Genomic DNA, 15,800 nt, shown 5'->3' with positions numbered 1-15,800 from the left:
CCGACACTGGGCGGCGAGGCGGGTCAGAACGGGTAGATCGGCAGGTCTCCGCGCAGCGTCACCCACTGGGTCTCGGTGAACGCCTCGATGTTGGCCATCGGCCCACCGTGCCGGGAGCCCGTGCCCGAGGCGCCGACGCCACCGAATGGGGCGACGGCCTCGTCGTTCACCGTCTGGTCGTTGATGTGCACCAGTCCGGTCGGGATCCGCTCGGCCAGCTGCAGGCCGGCGTAGACGTCCTTGGTGAGGATGCCCAGCGACAGGCCGTACTCCGTGCCCGCGGCGAGCTCGACGACCTCGTCCAGCGAGGAGAACGGCGTCACCGGGGCGACCGGGCCGAAGATCTCCTCCTGGTAGGCGGGGGCGTCGACCGAGACGTTCCCGAGCACGGTGGGCCGGTAGAACAGGCCCTCGTAGGTGCCTCCGGTCCGCACGGTCGCGCCACCCTCGACGCTGGCGGTCACCAGCCCGTGGACGCGGTCGCGCTGGCCGGCGTCGATCAGCGGCCCGAGCGCCACGTGGTCGCGGAACGGGTCGCCGACCGGCAGCTTCTCCACCTTCTCGGTGAGGATCTGCGTGTACTCCTCGGCGATCGACTCGTGCACGAGGTGCCGCGACGTGGCCATGCAGATCTGGCCGGAGTGGGCGAAGGTGCCCCACGCGCCGACCGACGCGGCCCCGCGGACGTCGACGTCACCCATCACGATCAGCGCGGAGTTGCCCCCGAGCTCGAGGTGCGCGCGCTTGAGGTGCTGGCCGGCCAGCGCACCGACGGACCGCCCGGCGCGGGTCGAACCGGTGAACGCGATGATCCGGACGGCGGGCTCGACGACGAGCGCCTCACCGACGTCGGCCCCACCGGGCAGGACCTGCAGGACGCCGGCGGGCAGGCCGGCGTCGGCGAACACGCGGGCGAACATCGCGCCGCCGCTGATGGCCGTGCGCGGGTCGGGCTTGAGGATCACCGCGTTGCCCAGCGCCAGCGCCGGGGCGACCGCACGGATGGCGAGGATCGTCGGCACGTTGAACGGCGCGATCACCCCGACGACGCCGGCCGGCACGCGGCGAGCGAAGGAGAGCCGGGGCGAGCCGGTGCGCAGCAGCTCCCCGTACGGATGGCTGGGCAGCGCCGAGGCCTCGTAGCACTCCTGAGCGCTGGTGTGCACCTGGAAGTCGCCGAACGGCAGGATCGCGCCGGACTCACGGGCCAGCCAGCCCTTGATCTCGTCGGAGTTCGCGGCGAGCACGTCACCCGCCCGCCGCAGGACGGCGGCGCGCTCCTCGAAGGGGAGCGCGGCCCACCCCTTCTGTGCCTCGACGGCGCGCACGGCCGCCGTGTGCACGTCCTCCGGCGTCGCCTTGCCGACGTCGCCGAGACTGTCCCCCGTCGAGGGCTCGACGGCGCTGTAGGTGCCGCCGCTGCCCTCGGTCCACGCGCCGGTCCAGACCTTGCCCTGCCAGGCCCCATCGTCGAGCAGTGCCATGAATGTCTCCTTCGTCCTCGTCCACCTGGTGTCGTCGTGCGCCGCCGGTGGTGGTCACCCGGCGGAAGTCTCGTCTCAGAGTCGTCCCGAGGCACGCGGTTGCACAGCGACCATCGGCCCGCTCCCGTCCAGGGTCCGGGAGATGCCCCGTGCCGCCGCCCGTACGCCCGGGGTCATCGTCCGCACGGCGGCCGCCGAGTTCCCCCGGACGACGACCGACAGGGCGGCGACCACGCTCCCCCGCACCTCGACCGGGGCGGCCACCGAGACCGCGTCGGTGGTCACCTGCCGGTCGCTGATCGCGACACCGGTGCGCCGCACCTCGGCGAGCTCGCGGCGGAGCTGCCGCGGATCGGTGATCGTGTACTCCGTGTAGCGCTTCAGCGGGGCCGCGAGCACCCGCTCCTGGACGTCGCGCGGGGCGTGCGCCAGCAGGACCAGCCCGACCCCGGTCGGCGGCAGGGCGAAGCGGCCACCCACCTGGGTCAGCACGGCGACGGCGTCCCGGGAGGCGAAGCGCTCGACGAACACCACCTCGTCGTCGTCCCGGACGGCCAGTTGCACGTTCTCGTGGGTGACCTCGTACAGGTCCTCCATGAACGGCAGCGCCGCCTCGCGCAGGCCGAGACCGCGCGGGGCGAGGGCACCGAGCTCCCAGATCCGCAGCCCGATCCGGTAGCGGCCGTCGTCGTCGCGCTCGAGCGCTCCCCAGCCGCACAGCTCACCGACCAGCCGGTGTGCCGTCGACAGCGGCACGGCGACGACCCGGGAGATGTCGGACAGGGTGAGCGCCGGCCGTTCCCGGGTGAAGGCCCCCAGGACGGCGAGCACCTTGCCCCCGGCCGTGCGCTGCGCGCTCAGAGCTCGAGCACCAGCTTCGGGCAGGCCGCCCGGGACACGCAGATGAACATCGTGTCGTTGGCCGCCTGCTCGGCCGGGGTCAGCAGCGAGTCCCGGTGGTCCACCTCGCCCGACAGCACCGTGGTCTCGCACGTTCCGCACGTCCCTTCCGTGCACGAGGACAGCACGCTGACGCCCGCCTCCTCGACGACCTGCAGTACAGACTTCTCCGGCGGGACCGTCAGCGACAGTCCGCTTGTCGCCAGCTCCACTTCGAAGGCGTCGGTGAACACCGGCTCGCCGACGTCCTTGGGCGCGAACCGCTCCAGGTGCAGCGCTCCCGTCGGCCAGGCGGCGCAGCGCTGCTCGACAGCCAGCAGCAGCGGCTCGGGGCCGCAGCAGTAGACCAGCGTGTCCTCGCGCGGGGACCCGAGCAGCCGGTCGAGGTCGATCAGCCCCACCTCGTCCTGCGGGTGCACGGTGACCTGCTGGCCGGTGGCCTCCTCCAGCGACTCGAGGAAGGCCATCGACCGCCGGCTGCGCCCGCCGTAGTGCAGCTCCCAGGAAGCCCCCGCCGCCGCGGCCGCGTCGATCATCGGCAACATCGGGGTGATCCCGATCCCGCCGGCGATGAAGAGGTAGTGCGGCGCGGGCACGAGCGGGAAGTGGTTGCGCGGCCCGCGGACCTCGACCTCGGCCCCCTCGACCAGCGCGTCGTGCACGTGCGCCGACCCGCCCCGGCTCTCCGGCTCCCGCAGCACGGCGATCCGCCAGACGCCGGCCTCGGCCGGGTTCCCGCACAGGGAGTACTGCCGCGTGAGCCCGCCGGGCAGCCGGAGGTCGATGTGCGCCCCGGCGGACCAGCTCGGCAGGTCCGTGCCGTCGGCCGGCCGCAGGTCGAGGACGACGACGCCCTCGGCACCCGTCGTCCGCCGATCCACCCGCAGCCTCAGGTCGACCTCATCGGTCGTGCTGTGCACGGAAGACACTCCTTCAGGAGACGAGCGCCGGGGACCGACGCCGGATGACCGCCGGATCGGTGACCACGTGCGCCGGCGGCGGGGGCAGCTCGGCGGGGACCTGCGGCGACGACGGTCCGCCGGCGGGGTGGTCGGGATGGGCGAGCAGCCACTCCCACATCTCGATCGGGTCCTCCGCCTCGGTCTCCGCGCCGCAGTGGCAGCGTCCGCGCAGCCGGTCGGACCCGGGCAGCCAGTTCACCCGCATCACCCGGTCCCCCGATAGCACCTCGTTCATCGGGCCGCCGGCACGCGCGCCTCGGCGCCCTCGCCGGCCATCCGGTTGATCAGCCGGCGCGCCGCGAGCCCGCCGGTGTCGATGTTGATCGACAGCTCCTGGTAGCCGTCGGCCTCGCCGGCGATGACGCTCTCCAGGACGTCCAGCGCCACGACGTCCTGGAGGACGACGGTGCGGTTGTTCTCGTGGAGGAACGCCGACACCTCCGCGTCGTCGAGCGCGAAGTCGCGGGCGACGGCCCAGAAGTCGTGCGTGGAGTTCTCGGTCTCCGGGGTGATCGCGTAGACGACCTCGACGTGGAAGGCGTCGGGGTCGGTGCCGTCGGCGGCGGGCACCGACCCGACCGGGGCGATGCGGCTGTGCAGCTTGTAGAGGCAGGGCGGGGTGAACTCGATGTCCTGCCAGCGCGCGATCCGCCCGGTGAGGCCCGTGCTCGTCGCGTAGAAGGGCGGGCACTCGGCGTCGTCCATGTGCCGGCTGACGTAGACGATCCCGGCGTCCTCGTCGACCTCGGTCGTGATCGGGGTCTCGGCGACCTCCGGCGTCCCGATGTAGCCGCCGTGCAGGTACGTCTCGTGCGAGAGGTCCATGAGGTTGTCGACGAGCAGGCTGGCCCGGGCGGCGAGCGGCTCCATGCCGGAGACGGTCGTCCAGCCGTCCTGCGCCAGCCACGGCGCCCGCGGGATCTGCGTGGTGTCGGCGCGGTCGGGGTCGCCGATGAACACCCAGACGAAGCTGTCCTGCTCGACGACGGGATAGGCCTTGAGCCGGGCGGTCCGCGGGACCCTCGTCTGCCCCGGCACCGCGACGCAGACGCCGTCGGACCCGTAGGTGAAGCCGTGGTAGCCGCAGACGACGGTGTCGCCGTCGAGATGGCTGGGCGCCTGGGAGAGCGGGAACCGGCGGTGGACGCAGCGGTCGCTCATCGCCGTGACCTCGCCGGCCTCGGTGCGCCAGAAGAGGATCGACTCACCGCAGATGGTCCGGCTGAACAGTTCGCGACCCACCTCGCGCCCGTAGGCCGCGACGTACCACTGGTTGGCGACGATGGACGTCATTGCCCCTGCCTCTCCTCGGTCGGTCCTCCGAGCGTGACCGCCGTCACCGGCAGCGACCAGCGGACTTCCGTCACGCGGAAGACCGACCGAGGGGAGAGCCAGGTGACGGTCAGTCCTCGGGCAGCAGCCCGTCCACATCGGCGTCGTTCTCGATCAGCCCGTCCTCGACCATCAGCTCGCCGAGCTGCTCGATCTGCTCGCGCCGCAGGTCGGTGCCGAACTCCTCCAGGGTGAGCCCCTCGAGGGCAGCGGCCGGCAGCTGCGGGAGCACCTGCGCCACCTGCGCCTTCACCGCGTCGGGGTTCTCGTCGGCGAAGGTCAGGGTCTCCTCCAGCGCGGCGGTGAAGTCCTCGACCAGCTCGGGGTCGGACTCGACGAGCTGCCCCGAGGTGAAGAACAACTGCGTCGGGTGCCCCTCGACCGACTCCTTGCTCGAGTACGTGACCACGGTGTTGCCCGCCTTGGCCAGCGTGCCGAGGAACGGCTCGGGGACCCAGACGGCGTCGACGTTGCCGGCACCCAGCGCCGCGGGCATGTCCGGGAACGGCAGCTCGACGAACTCGACCGCGTCGGGGTCGCCGCCGTCCTGCCGGACGGCCTCGCGGATGGTCAGCCCGCCCATGCCGTTGAGCGTGTTGACGGCGACCGTCTTCCCCTCGAGGTCGGCGGCCGAGGCGATGCCGGACGCCGCGGTGGCGACGACGCCGTTGATGTCGGTGTCGCCCTCCGACAGCGCGGACGTCCAGTGGCCGATCACCCGGACGTCGAGGTCCTTGTCCCGCGCCTGGAGCAACGACACCGGGTTGCTGGTCGCGAACTCCATCTCCCCCGAGACGACGGCGGGCAGGAGTGCCGCTCCGCCCTGTCCGGTCTCGACCGTGATCTCGATGCCGTGGTCTTCGAAGAAGCCCTCCTCGATGCCGGCGTAGAGGGCCGCGGTCGGCAGGATCGGCAGCATGCCGACGGTCACCTGACGGAGCTCGCCGTCGGCTGCGGACGTCCCGCTCGCCGAACCGCTCCCCTCGTCGCCTCCCCCGCAGGCGGCCAGGGCGAGCACCGATGCGGCCAGGGCGGGAACCCACTTGCGGACCATGACTCTCTCCAGATGCGTGAGACTGTCAACGATTGATGTTCGGCATGATGCACGTCACAATCGCTGAGCGCCAGCCCTCCGCGCGGAGAATGTCGGCCAGGCCTCAGACCGGGGGCAGGCTCGCGGCGCCCAGGGCCAGCCGGCTCAGCAGGTTCCGCAGCAGGAACTGCTCGGTGGCGGTGAGCTCGGTCAACTGGCCGGTGACCGCGGACGCGACGTCGCCGACCGCTGCGGCCCGGACCTGCCGTCCCGCCGGGGTCGCGACCACCAGCTTCGTGCGCCGGTCCGTGTCGGACGGACGGCGCTCCACGAGCCCGGATTCCGCCAGTTCGTCGACGAGGAGGACCACCTGGCTCGGGTCGAGGCCGAGGACCGCGGCGAGGTCGCGCTGGGAGATCCCCTCCTCGGTCCCGCAGGCGAGCAGCAGGACGGAATAGGACCGCACCCGCAGCCCGTGGGACAGCAGCGCGGCGTTGCTGGCGCGCACGAAGTTCCCGCTTGCGCGGGACAGCAGGAAGCCGACGTCGTCGGTCAGTGCTGCCGTGGCCGTACTGGGCTCCATCAGTCCTCCATCGTTGACACTCTCCACAATACCGGCCTAGCGTCGAACTCCCAGCGCCCGAACGAAGGAGTTCCGTGGATCTGTCCGGCAAGGTCGCGATCGTCACCGGCAGCGGACGGGGCCTCGGCCTCGCGTATGCCACGGAGCTGGCCCGCAGCGGCGCCTCGATCGTCGTCAACGACGTCGACCCGGCCGTCGCCGACGAGGCCGTCCGTTCCCTCACCGAGGCCGGCGGCACGGCCGTCGCCGAGGTGGTCGCCGTGGGTACCAGCGAGGCGGCGCAGGCCCTCGTGGACCGGGCCGTCGAGGAGTTCGGCCGCCTCGACATCCTGGTCAACAACGCCGGCATACTGCGCGACACGACCCTGTGGAAGATGAGCGACGACGACTTCGACGCCGTCATCACCACGCACCTGCGCGGCACGTTCACCTGCACCCGGGCCGCGGCGATCCGCCTGCGCGAGCAGGGCGAGGGCGGCCGGATCATCTGCGTCGGCTCCCCCACCGGCCAGGTCGGCAACTTCGGCCAGACCAACTACGCCGCGGCCAAGGCCGGCATCGTCGGCATGGTGCGCACCTGGGCGATGGAACTGGCCCGCGCCGAGATCACCGTCAACGCGATCGTCCCGGTCGCAGCGACGGCGATGACCGAGACCGTGCCCTTCCTCCAGCCCTACGTCCACGCCCTGAAGGCCGGCGAGCCCCTGCCTCCATTCGCCCGTCAGCAGCTCGGCTTCGGCACACCGGAGGACGCCGCCGGACTGGTCGCCTTCCTCGCCTCCGACGCCGCCGCCGGCATCACCGGGCAGGCCGTGGGCATCGGCGGCGACCGCCTGGCCCTGTGGTCGCACCCGAGCGAGGTGGTCGTCGAGTTCGCCGACGGCACCGGCTGGTCGGCCGACGCGATCGCCGGCGTCTGGCCGGACACGTTCGCGCCGTCGCAGCAGACGGTGGGCCAGCAGCTGCCCGAGGCGCCGCAGTGAGCAGCCCGATGAAGCTCGACGACCTGGTCGCCATCGACGTCCACGTGCACGTCGAGCAGGACCTGCACGGCCACCTCTCGATGGACGACGAACTGCTGAACGCGGCGGCGAAGTACTTCAAGGGCGAGCCGCACCACCCGACCGTGCCGGAGATCGCCGAGCACTACCGGTCGCAGCAGATGGCCGCCGTCGTCTTCACCGTCGACTCCGAGATGGCGACCGGGCACCCGACCCTGTCCAACGAGGAGATCGCGCAGTCCGCCGCCGAGCACCCCGACGTGCTCATCCCGTTCGGCTCGATCGACCCCGCCCGCGGCGCCTCCGGCATCCGGTCGGCGCGGCGGCTGGTCACCGACCACGGCGTCCGGGGCTTCAAGTTCCACCCGTCGATCCAGGCCTTCGAGCCCAACGACCGGCGGCACTACCCGCTCTGGGCGGAGCTGGAGAGCCTCGGCGTCCCGGCGCTGTTCCACACCGGCCAGACCGGGATCGGCTCCGGGCTGCCCGGCGGGCGCGGCATCAAGCTGCGCTACTCCGACCCGATGCTGCTCGACGACGTGGCGGCCGACTTCCCGGGGCTGACGGTGATCATGGCGCACCCGTCGGTGCCCTGGCAGGACGCGGCGATCTCGGTCGCCCAGCACAAGGCCAACGTCTACATCGACCTGTCCGGCTGGTCGCCCAAGTACTTCCCGCCGCAGCTGGTCCGCGCCGCCAACACGATGCTGAAGAACAAGGTGCTGTTCGGGTCGGACTACCCGCTGCTCACCCCCGAGCGCTGGGTCCGCGACTTCGCCGGCCTCGAGATCAAGGACGACGTCCGCCCGCTGATCATGAAGGAGAACGCGGTCCGCGCACTGAAGCTCGGCCCCGCCCATGGTCAGCGGAGCGGCGGGGCGGGCTCGGACAGTGCGTAACGCCGGTCTCGGCTCCTGGCCCGAGCGGCGGCTGCGGATCTCCCCCGACCGGGACGCGATCTGGTTCGAGGGGACGACGATCTCGCACGGCGCCTTCGCCCACCGCGTCCGCCGCACTGCCGCCGCGCTCGCCGCCCTGGGCGTGACGGCCGGCGACCGGGTGGCCTGGACCGGCGGCAACCACCCGTCGGCGTTGGAGACGCTCTACGCGTGCGGGCAGCTCGCTGCGATCTGGGTGCCGGTGAACGCCCGCCTGGCCGCGGCCGAGGCCGAGTACGTGCTCGCCCACTCCGGGGCCTCGGTCGTCGTGCACGGCCGCGACCACGGTGCGCTGGCCGACGCGCTGCGCGACCGGCTGCCGGGCGTCCGGCACTGGGTGGCGGCCGAGCCCCCGGTGGACGGCGGAGCGGACTCGGCGGACTACGAGCACCTGCTGGCCGACGCCGACCCGCAGCCCCGTGACGAGCCGGTCGCCCTCGAGGACCCCTGCCTGATCATGTACACCTCCGGGACCACCGGCCGCCCCAAGGGCGCGGTGCTCACCCACGGCAACATGACCTGGAACGCGGTCAACCAGTCGATGGGGATGGACTTCACCCAGGCCGAGCGCACCCTGGCCCTGGCGCCCCTGTTCCACATCGGTGGCCTCAACGGCACGGTCAACCCCGCCCTCCTCGGGGGTGGGTGCGCGGTGGTCGTGCGCCGGTTCGACCCGGCGGAGACCCTGGCCGTGATCGAGCAGCAGCGGGTCACCTCGTTCTTCGCCGTCCCCACCATGCTCGATGCGATGTCCCGCGAGCCCGGCTTCCGCACCCGGGACCTGTCGGCGCTGCGGACGATCGGCGCCGCCGGTGCGCCGCTCCCCCTGCCGACCCTGCGGACCTGGCTCGACCGCGGAGTGACCATGCAGCAGGCCTACGGCATGACCGAGGCTGCCCCGGGCTGCACGGTGCTGGACTCCGCCGACGCCGAGCGCAAGGTCGGCTCGGCCGGCAAGCCGCTCTTCTTCACCGACCTGCGGGTGCTGCGCCCCGACGGCACGCAGGCATCGACCAACGAGGTCGGCGAGATCGCGATCCAGGGGCCCAACGTGATGGCCGGTTACTGGAACGAGCCCGAGCAGACCTCCGCGGCGATCCGCGACGGCTGGTACCACAGCGGCGACGCCGGTTCGGTCGACGAGGAGGGCTTCCTCTACATCCGCGACCGCTACAAGGACATGATCATCTCCGGCGGCGAGAACGTGTATCCCGCCGAGGTCGAGTCGGCACTGCTCGAGCTGGACGACGTCCAGGAGGCGGCCGTGATCGGCGTCCCCGACCCGACCTGGGGCGAGGTCGGCCTGGCCGTCGTCGTCCCCGTGCCGGGGACCAGCCCGGACGTCGACGACCTGCGCGCCCGCCTGCGCGCGCGGCTGGCCGCGTTCAAGGTGCCCAAGTACGTGGAGCTCGCCGACGAGCTCCCGAAGACCGCCACCGGCAAGGTCCGCAAGCCCGACCTGCGCAACCGCTACGTCACCACCGAGGAGACCCCAGCATGAGCACCACGACCACCACCCTCGCCGAACTCCCCGCGCTGAAGGGGACCGAGCTCGGCACCAGCGACTGGGTGGAGGTCACCCAGGAGCGGGTGAGGCTCTTCGCCGACGCGACCGGCGACCACCAGTGGATCCACGTCGACATCGACCGCGCGAAGGCCGAGAGCCCCTTCGGCGGCCCCATCGGCCACGGCTACCTCACCCTGTCGCTGCTCATCCCGATGTGGTCGGAGGTGCTCGTCGTCAGCGACGCGACGATGGGCGTGAACTACGGCCTGAACAAGGTCCGGTTCCCCGCGCCCGTCCCGGTGGGGTCGAAGCTGCGGCTCACCGCCACCCTCAAGGACGTCGAGGAGGTCGCCGGCGGCCTGCAGGTTACGGTCAGCGCCGTGATCGAGGCCGAGGGCGCAACCAAGCCCGTCTGCATCGCCGAGCCGGTGTTCCGCATGTACGGCAGCTGACGGCTGCCGTGGCGGACGCGGGGACGGGCCAGTCGCTGGCCGAGTGGCTCACCGAGCTCCGCGCCTGGGATGCCGGGCGCCCGGAGGCCCCCGTGCCCGCGACCGTGCCCTACGGCGATCACCCCGACCAGGTCGCCGACCTCTGGCTGCCGCCCGAGGACGCCCTCCCGGTCGACGGCCTCCCCCCGCTCGTGGTCAGCATCCACGGCGGCTACTTCATGGCGCCCTACCGGCGCGACCTGCACGCGCCGATCGTCCGCGAACTGGTGCTGCGCGGGTTCGCGGTGTGGAACATCGAGTACCGGCGCACCGGCACGGGGGGCGGGCTGCGGGAGACCACCGAGGACGTGTGGGCCGCCGTCGAGGCGCTGCCCCCCACTGCGGGCCAGGTCGCCGTCTTCGGCCACTCGGCCGGCGGCTATCTCGCCGAGACGCTCGCCACCCACCCCCGCGTCGACCTCGTCGTCCCCCTCGCGGGCGCGCTGGACCTCGCGGGCGTGGTCCGTGCCGGCTGGGACGGCGGCGCGGTCGCCGAGTGGCTCGGAGCCGGACCGGACGAGGACCCCGCCGTCTACGGGGCGGCGGACCTCCGGGGCCGCCTGCCGACCGGCACCGCCCGGGTGCTCATCCACGGCACCGCGGACACCACCGTGGGCGTCGAGCAGTCCCGCGCCTTCGCGGGGGCCGCGGCCGCCGCGGGCGACCCCACCGACCTGATCGAGCTCCAGGGCGAGGGGCACTACGCGTTCCTCGACCCGCGGCAGCCGGCGTTCGAGACGCTGTACGCGGTGCTGGACCGGTGGCGGTCCGGAGCCTGACCTCAGGCTCTGGTGCCGCGGAGCTCGTCCAGGATCGGGGCAGCCACCTTGAAGGCGTGGTTGGCGGCCGGGACGCCGGCGTAGATCGCCGCGTGCTGGATGACCTCGCCGATCTCCTCGTCGGTGAGCCCGTTGTTCTTCGCCGCACGCACGTGCAGCGCGAACTCCTCCCAGTGCCGCAGCGCGATCGTGATCGCCAGGGTCAGCAGGCTGCGGTCGCGGCGGGCGAGGCCGGGGCGCTGCCAGAGGTCGCCCCAGGCCGTGCGGGTGATGAAGTCCTGGAAGTCCGCGGTGAACGGCGTCGTGCCGGCGACCGCCCGGTCCACCCACGCGTCGCCGAGCACCTCGCGCCGCGTGGCCATCCCGGCCGCACGGCGCTCGTCGTCGGTGGTGGGGTCGATCATCGGGTGCCTCCTGCGGCGTCGAAGTGGCCGAGCAGCAGTCCGGTCACCTGGAGCGTCTGCTCGAGGTTGGCCAGGTGGGCGCCGGGGCTGACGGTGACCAGCTCGGCGCCCGGGATCGTGTCGGCGATGAGCTTCTGGTGCTCCGGCGGCAGCGCCGGGTCGTCCCACCCGCTGATCACCAGCGTCGGGGCGGTGATCCGGGCGCAGTCCGCCAGGAGGTCGACGTGCGCGACGACCTCGCAGCAGGCGGCGTAGCCCTCGTCGTCCGACCCGGCGATCATCGACTCCAGCTTCGCGACCAGCTCGGGATGCTCGGCGGCGTACGGCGGTGTCAGCCACCGGCTCGCCACGGTCGGCGCGAGAGGTGCCGTGCCACCGGACCGGACGGCGGCCGCCCGGTCGAGGAACGGCTGGGGATCCGGCTTCGCCGAGGTGCACAGCAGAGCCAGTCGGTGGACGCGCTCCGGTTCGCGGGCGGCCAGCCGCATCGCGGTCATCCCGCCGAGCGAGAGCCCCGCGACGTGCGCCCGCGGCGCGCCGACCTCGTCCAGCAGGGCGACCAGGTCGTCCACCAGGTCATCCAGCGTGTACGGCCCGGCCGGTGCGGGCGAGTCCCCGTGCCCGCGGGTGTCGTAGGTGACCACGCGAAAGCGCTCGGCCAGCGCCGGCACCTGCGGGTCCCACATGCCGCGGTCGGCGCCGAGGGAGTTGGAGAGGACGGCGACGGGCGCGTCGGCCGCCCCGTCCACGGTGTACGAGACGGCGATGCCGGTCATGCGGTCCCCTCGGTGAGTCGGGCGTGGTCGGCGAGGGCGGCGTCCACCTGCGCGCCGGCCTCCCCCGTGTCGGGAGCCCCGGGGGACAACGCGGCGACGTCGACATCGGTGCGGCCGGCGAGCACGTCGCCCAGGGACAGACCGCTGGCCACCGCCTGCCGGACGGCCTCGGCCGCGGCGTCATGGGCGGCGCCCGCGCCGAGCGTCGGCGCGAGCGCCTCCGCCAGGGCGGCGGCCAGCTCCGGATCGCGCGCCGCGGCGACACCGGCCGCCATGCGCGCGGTGTCCGGCCGCAGCCCGGTCAGGCTCTCGTTCAGCCACGCAGCAGCCGACCCGACGGTGGTGAGCAGGCCGGTCAGCGTGGGCCACTCGCTGTGCCAGGCGCCGGCGGAGCGCTCGTGCTCCTGCTCCATGGCGCCGAACAGCGTGCCGACCAGCCCGGGGGCGCGACGGGCGCAGGCTCGGGCCGAGATCGCCGCCACCGGGTTGTGCTTGTGCGGCATCGCCGAGGAGCCACCGCGGGACCCGCCCTCGCTGACCTCGCCCACCTCGGTCTGGGCCAGGAGGACGACGTCGAGCGCCACGGTCGCGATCACCCCGGCAGCGGCACCCAGTCCTCCGGCGAGATCCGCGATCGGCAGCCGCACGGTGTGCCAGGAGACGGCCGCGTCGGCCAGTCGCAGTTCGTCGGCGAACGCCGCGCGCAGCGCCACCCCCGAGCCGGAGCTGGCGACCAGCGTGCCGACCGCCCCGCCGTACTGGACCGGCAGCGACGCGACGACCTCGGCCAGCCGGAGCCGGACGCCGTCCAGGCCGGCCAGCCAGCCGGCGGCCTTCAGCCCGAAGGTCGTCGGCAGGGCCTGCTGCATCAGGGTGCGTCCCATGATCACGTCGTCGCGGTGCGTGCGGGCCAGCCGGGCGGCTGCGTCCGCCGCCGCGGCCAGGTCGGCGTCGATCGCGGAGATCGCGTTGCGAGCCAGCAGCACGAGGGCGGTGTCGACGATGTCCTGGCTGGTCGCGCCCACGTGCACGGCGACGGCGTCCCGCTCCCCCACGGCGTCCTGCAGCGCCCGCACGAGGGGCGGCACCGGATTGCCGGCGTCCGCGGCCTTCGCCACGACGGTCGCCAGGTCGAGCCGGCCCGGCTCGGCGCAGATCGCCGTCACCGCGGCCGCTGCCGAGGCGGGCACGAGCCCCAGCCGCGACGCCGCCCGGGCGAGAGCTCCCTCGACCTGCAGCAGCGCGCGGAACCAGGCGTCGTCGGAGACAGCGGTGGCGGCTCCCCCGCGCGCGAAGGTGCCGTCGAAGAGTCCTGTCACGCGCGCATCCCGGTCACGGATGAGTTCATACCGCGAAGAACACCGTCTCGCGGTCACCCTGCAGGTAGAAGTCGAGGTGGTAGCCGTCCTCGGTCGGCGTCGCGATCAGCGTCTGCCGGGCGGCGTCGTCCGGCAGCGACCGCAGGACGACGTCCTCGGCGTTGGCCTCTGCCTCGTCGGCGAAGTAGATCCGGGCGACCACGCGGTCGAGCAGGCCGCGGGCGAACAGCGAGACGTCGAGGTGCGGCGCCTGGAGCCCGCCCTCGCCGTCCGGCACCCGGCCCGGCTTGAGGGTGAAGAACCCGAACTCGCCCGGCGGTTCGACGGTCGCGGCGCGGGCGTAGCCGCGGAAGCCCGGGTAGGACGCCGCCCCGCGGGGGTCCTCCGGCGAGGGGAACCCGCCGTCGGGGTCGGCCTGCCAGGTCTCGATCATCGCGTCGGGGACGAGCTGCTCGGCGCCGTCGAACACCCGGCCGCGGATCCAGACACCCCCCGGGGTGCCCTCCTCCGCGGCCCAGATGCCGTCGGCCCAGGTCAGCCCGATGGCCAGGTAGGGCCCGACCGTCGCACTCGGGGTGCCGCCCAGCCGGAGGGGCTCGGTCAGGAAGCCGGTGCCGCGGCGCCCCGACCGCGGCTGGTACGGCTCCGTGACATCAGGGACGTGCAGCGGGTCGACGCTCATGCGACATCTCCGTCGTCCTCGGTCTCGAACGGGGTCTGCTCCCGGCCGCGCAGCACGATGTTCCACTCGAAGGCCAGCGCCCAGTTGTCCTGGGTGCGCTCGAGGTCGTACCGGCTGATCGCCCGGTGCCGGGCGGCCGCCGGGATCGCGTTGAAGATCGGGTCCTGGCCGAACAGGGGGTCGTCCGGGAAGTACATCTGCGTGACCAGGCGCTGGGGAAAGGCCTGCCCGAACAGCGAGAAGTGGATGTGCGCCGGGCGCCAGGCGTTGTGGTGGTTGCCCCACGGATAGGCGCCGGGCTTGATCGTCATGAACTCGTAGCGGCCCAGGCTGTCGGTCATCACCCGCCCGAGCCCGTCGAAGTGCGGGTCGAGGGGCGCCGGGAAGGTGTCGACGACGTGCCGGTACCGGCCACCCGCGTTGGCCTGCCAGACCTCGACCAGCGCATCGGGCACCGGGCGGCCACCGCTGTCGAGCACGCGCCCGTACACGAGGATCCGCTGGCCGACGGCCTCGCCGCCGTTGCGCAGGGTCAGGTCGGCGTCCTCGGGCCGGACCCGGTCCCCACCGAGCACCGGGCCGGTGACCTCCGTCAGCCGGTGCGGCAGATCGACCGGCGTCCGCAGCGGAGCGCGCAGCCCCGTGCTCTTGTAGTCGGCGTAGCCGACGGGCGTGCGCAGTTCGGCCGCCTCACGCAGGTACTGCGGCAGATGCAGCCCGCTCGCCGATGGAGTCCCGGTCATGCCGGGACCGTACGGCCGGGGAGCTACCCTGCCCAAGCGCCAACTTCCACTGGCCGAAAGAGGAGTCATGGCAGGCCGCAGTGGCATCCCCGGTCGGTCGGTGACCTCGCGGGCCCTCGCCATCCTCGACGCGTTCGACGCGACCAGCCCGAGGCTCTCCCTCTCGGAGATCGCCGAGCGCTCGGGCACGCCGCTGACCACCGCCCACCGGCTGCTCGCGGAACTGGCCGACTGGGGTGCGCTCGTCCGGCGGCAGGACGGTCGGTACGAGATCGGCCGGAAGCTCTGGGACCTCGGCCTGCTCGCGCCGGTCCAGCTCGAGCTGCGCCAGGTGGCCGCGCCGTTCCTCATGGACGTGCACACCGCGATCCGCGACACCGTCCACCTCGCCGTCCGGGAGGGGCTCAGCGCCCTCTACGTCGAGCGGGTGTCGGGCCGGGAGTCGGTGCCCGTGGTCAGCCAGGTCGGCAGCCGGCTGCCGCTGCACGCGACCGGCGTGGGCAAGGTGCTGCTGGCGTCCGCGCCCGAGGACGTCGTCCAGCAGGCGCTGCGCTCGCTCACCCGGCTGACCCGGAACACGGTGGTCGAACCGGGGCGGCTGCGCCGCGAACTGGCCGAGGTGCGCCGGCGGCGGTACGCCCGCACGTCCGAGGAGATGTCGCCCGGGGCCGCCTCGCTCGCCGTCCCGGTGCAGGTGGAGCGGCGCAGCGGGCCGGTGGTGGTGGCGGCGCTCGGGATCGTCGTCCCGCCGCACCGCCGGGACCTCCCTCGGCTCGTCCCGGTGCTCGAGGTAGCGGCCCGCGGCATCGGCCGCGAGCTCGCCCGCACGCGCGATTTTCACTGAGCGGAAGGTTCCGGTTCCCAGC

General features: G+C 73.2%; 18 protein-coding genes. 6 read left to right on the top strand and 12 right to left on the bottom strand.

The genetic code is table 11. The features are described from left to right. Positions 1-23: 23 nt before the first annotated feature. The 7 genes from E4P38_RS09070 to E4P38_RS09040 all read right to left on the bottom strand — a co-directional run bounded on the left by E4P38_RS09070 (position 24) and on the right by E4P38_RS09040 (position 6,294). A complete protein-coding gene (locus E4P38_RS09070) occupies positions 24-1,484 on the bottom strand; it encodes a benzaldehyde dehydrogenase (protein WP_135131459.1) in 1,461 nt (486 codons plus the stop codon). Between the two features lie 75 nt (positions 1,485-1,559). Next, on the bottom strand, positions 1,560-2,315 hold the full coding sequence (locus tag E4P38_RS09065) for an IclR family transcriptional regulator (protein WP_245160908.1): 756 nt from the start codon (positions 2,313-2,315) through the stop codon (positions 1,560-1,562). Positions 2,316-2,341: 26 nt separating this feature from the next. Continuing rightward, a complete protein-coding gene (locus E4P38_RS09060) occupies positions 2,342-3,304 on the bottom strand; it encodes a PDR/VanB family oxidoreductase (RefSeq protein ID WP_135131458.1) in 963 nt (320 codons plus the stop codon). A 13-nt stretch (positions 3,305-3,317) separates the two neighbouring features. Beyond that, a complete protein-coding gene (locus tag E4P38_RS09055; RefSeq protein WP_135131457.1) occupies positions 3,318-3,581 on the bottom strand; it encodes a hypothetical protein in 264 nt (87 codons plus the stop codon). Beyond that, positions 3,578-4,639: an aromatic ring-hydroxylating dioxygenase subunit alpha gene (locus E4P38_RS09050; RefSeq protein ID WP_135131456.1), complete on the bottom strand. Its 1,062-nt coding sequence runs from the start codon at positions 4,637-4,639 to the stop codon at positions 3,578-3,580. The genes E4P38_RS09055 and E4P38_RS09050 overlap by 4 nt, the downstream gene beginning before the upstream one ends. 109 nt (positions 4,640-4,748) lie before the next feature. Then, complete coding sequence (locus E4P38_RS09045) at positions 4,749-5,732, bottom strand: ABC transporter substrate-binding protein (RefSeq protein WP_135131455.1); 984 nt, start codon at positions 5,730-5,732, stop codon at positions 4,749-4,751. Between the two features lie 103 nt (positions 5,733-5,835). Then, complete coding sequence (locus tag E4P38_RS09040; protein ID WP_135131454.1) at positions 5,836-6,294, bottom strand: MarR family transcriptional regulator; 459 nt, start codon at positions 6,292-6,294, stop codon at positions 5,836-5,838. 74 nt (positions 6,295-6,368) lie between these two features. On the opposite strand from E4P38_RS09040, the gene E4P38_RS09035 reads away from it, so the two are divergent. From E4P38_RS09035 to E4P38_RS09015, 5 genes are read left to right on the top strand one after another with little or no spacing between them, the layout of a single operon-like run. Continuing rightward, positions 6,369-7,277, top strand: coding sequence for a 3-oxoacyl-ACP reductase family protein (locus tag E4P38_RS09035; RefSeq protein ID WP_135131453.1), 909 nt, complete (start codon positions 6,369-6,371; stop codon positions 7,275-7,277). A gap of 8 nt (positions 7,278-7,285) precedes the next feature. Further along, positions 7,286-8,194, top strand: a complete 909-nt coding sequence (locus tag E4P38_RS09030; protein WP_135131627.1) for an amidohydrolase family protein — start codon at positions 7,286-7,288, stop codon at positions 8,192-8,194. Further along, the gene (locus E4P38_RS09025; RefSeq protein ID WP_135131452.1) at positions 8,187-9,734 is read left to right on the top strand and encodes a long-chain fatty acid--CoA ligase; all 1,548 of its coding nucleotides are present in this window, start codon (positions 8,187-8,189) and stop codon (positions 9,732-9,734) included. Before E4P38_RS09030 ends, E4P38_RS09025 begins: the two co-directional genes overlap by 8 nt. After that, entirely contained in the window at positions 9,731-10,192 is a 462-nt protein-coding gene (locus E4P38_RS09020; protein ID WP_135131451.1) for a MaoC family dehydratase, read from the top strand. The genes E4P38_RS09025 and E4P38_RS09020 overlap by 4 nt, the downstream gene beginning before the upstream one ends. 8 nt (positions 10,193-10,200) lie before the next feature. Next, a complete protein-coding gene (locus tag E4P38_RS09015) occupies positions 10,201-11,010 on the top strand; it encodes an alpha/beta hydrolase (protein ID WP_135131450.1) in 810 nt (269 codons plus the stop codon). Positions 11,011-11,012: 2 nt separating this feature from the next. On the opposite strand, the gene pcaC is transcribed toward E4P38_RS09015, so the two are convergent. From pcaC to pcaH, 5 genes are read right to left on the bottom strand one after another with little or no spacing between them, the layout of a single operon-like run. Beyond that, entirely contained in the window at positions 11,013-11,414 is a 402-nt protein-coding gene (pcaC, locus tag E4P38_RS09010; protein WP_135131449.1) for a 4-carboxymuconolactone decarboxylase, read from the bottom strand. Further along, positions 11,411-12,190: a 3-oxoadipate enol-lactonase gene (pcaD, locus tag E4P38_RS09005; RefSeq protein ID WP_135131448.1), complete on the bottom strand. Its 780-nt coding sequence runs from the start codon at positions 12,188-12,190 to the stop codon at positions 11,411-11,413. Before pcaD ends, pcaC begins: the two co-directional genes overlap by 4 nt. Further along, complete coding sequence (gene pcaB, locus E4P38_RS09000; protein WP_135131447.1) at positions 12,187-13,509, bottom strand: 3-carboxy-cis,cis-muconate cycloisomerase; 1,323 nt, start codon at positions 13,507-13,509, stop codon at positions 12,187-12,189. The genes pcaD and pcaB overlap by 4 nt, the downstream gene beginning before the upstream one ends. A gap of 25 nt (positions 13,510-13,534) precedes the next feature. After that, positions 13,535-14,191, bottom strand: coding sequence for a protocatechuate 3,4-dioxygenase subunit alpha (gene pcaG / locus E4P38_RS08995; RefSeq protein ID WP_135131446.1), 657 nt, complete (start codon positions 14,189-14,191; stop codon positions 13,535-13,537). After that, entirely contained in the window at positions 14,188-14,934 is a 747-nt protein-coding gene (pcaH, locus tag E4P38_RS08990; RefSeq protein WP_135131445.1) for a protocatechuate 3,4-dioxygenase subunit beta, read from the bottom strand. Before pcaH ends, pcaG begins: the two co-directional genes overlap by 4 nt. Positions 14,935-15,001: 67 nt before the next feature. Here pcaH and E4P38_RS08985 point away from each other — a divergent pair, with 67 nt between their 5' ends. Next, on the top strand, positions 15,002-15,778 hold the full coding sequence (locus E4P38_RS08985) for an IclR family transcriptional regulator (protein WP_135131444.1): 777 nt from the start codon (positions 15,002-15,004) through the stop codon (positions 15,776-15,778). Positions 15,779-15,800 lie beyond the last annotated feature (22 nt).

Origin of the sequence: Blastococcus sp. CT_GayMR16, assembly GCF_004570875.1 — a bacterium.
Lineage (GTDB): Bacteria > Actinomycetota > Actinomycetes > Mycobacteriales > Geodermatophilaceae > Blastococcus_B.
Note: the sequence above shows the minus strand (reverse complement) of the source record. Positions and strands in the feature narration are given on the sequence as shown.

Excerpts from the sequence above, each read along its gene's own strand:
- pcaG (WP_135131446.1), bottom strand. The coding sequence starts at position 14,191 with ATGAGCGTCGACCCGCTGCACGTCCCTGATGTCACGGAGCCGTACCAG.
- E4P38_RS09055 (WP_135131457.1), bottom strand. The coding sequence starts at position 3,581 with ATGAACGAGGTGCTATCGGGGGACCGGGTGATGCGGGTGAACTGGCTG.
- E4P38_RS09020 (WP_135131451.1), top strand. The coding sequence starts at position 9,731 with ATGAGCACCACGACCACCACCCTCGCCGAACTCCCCGCGCTGAAGGGG.
- E4P38_RS09070 (WP_135131459.1), bottom strand. The coding sequence starts at position 1,484 with ATGGCACTGCTCGACGATGGGGCCTGGCAGGGCAAGGTCTGGACCGGC.
- pcaC (WP_135131449.1), bottom strand. The coding sequence starts at position 11,414 with ATGATCGACCCCACCACCGACGACGAGCGCCGTGCGGCCGGGATGGCC.
- pcaD (WP_135131448.1), bottom strand. The coding sequence starts at position 12,190 with ATGACCGGCATCGCCGTCTCGTACACCGTGGACGGGGCGGCCGACGCG.
- E4P38_RS09040 (WP_135131454.1), bottom strand. The coding sequence starts at position 6,294 with ATGGAGCCCAGTACGGCCACGGCAGCACTGACCGACGACGTCGGCTTC.
- E4P38_RS08985 (WP_135131444.1), top strand. The coding sequence starts at position 15,002 with ATGGCAGGCCGCAGTGGCATCCCCGGTCGGTCGGTGACCTCGCGGGCC.
- E4P38_RS09030 (WP_135131627.1), top strand. The coding sequence starts at position 7,286 with ATGAAGCTCGACGACCTGGTCGCCATCGACGTCCACGTGCACGTCGAG.
- pcaH (WP_135131445.1), bottom strand. The coding sequence starts at position 14,934 with ATGACCGGGACTCCATCGGCGAGCGGGCTGCATCTGCCGCAGTACCTG.
- E4P38_RS09045 (WP_135131455.1), bottom strand. The coding sequence starts at position 5,732 with ATGGTCCGCAAGTGGGTTCCCGCCCTGGCCGCATCGGTGCTCGCCCTG.
- E4P38_RS09050 (WP_135131456.1), bottom strand. The coding sequence starts at position 4,639 with ATGACGTCCATCGTCGCCAACCAGTGGTACGTCGCGGCCTACGGGCGC.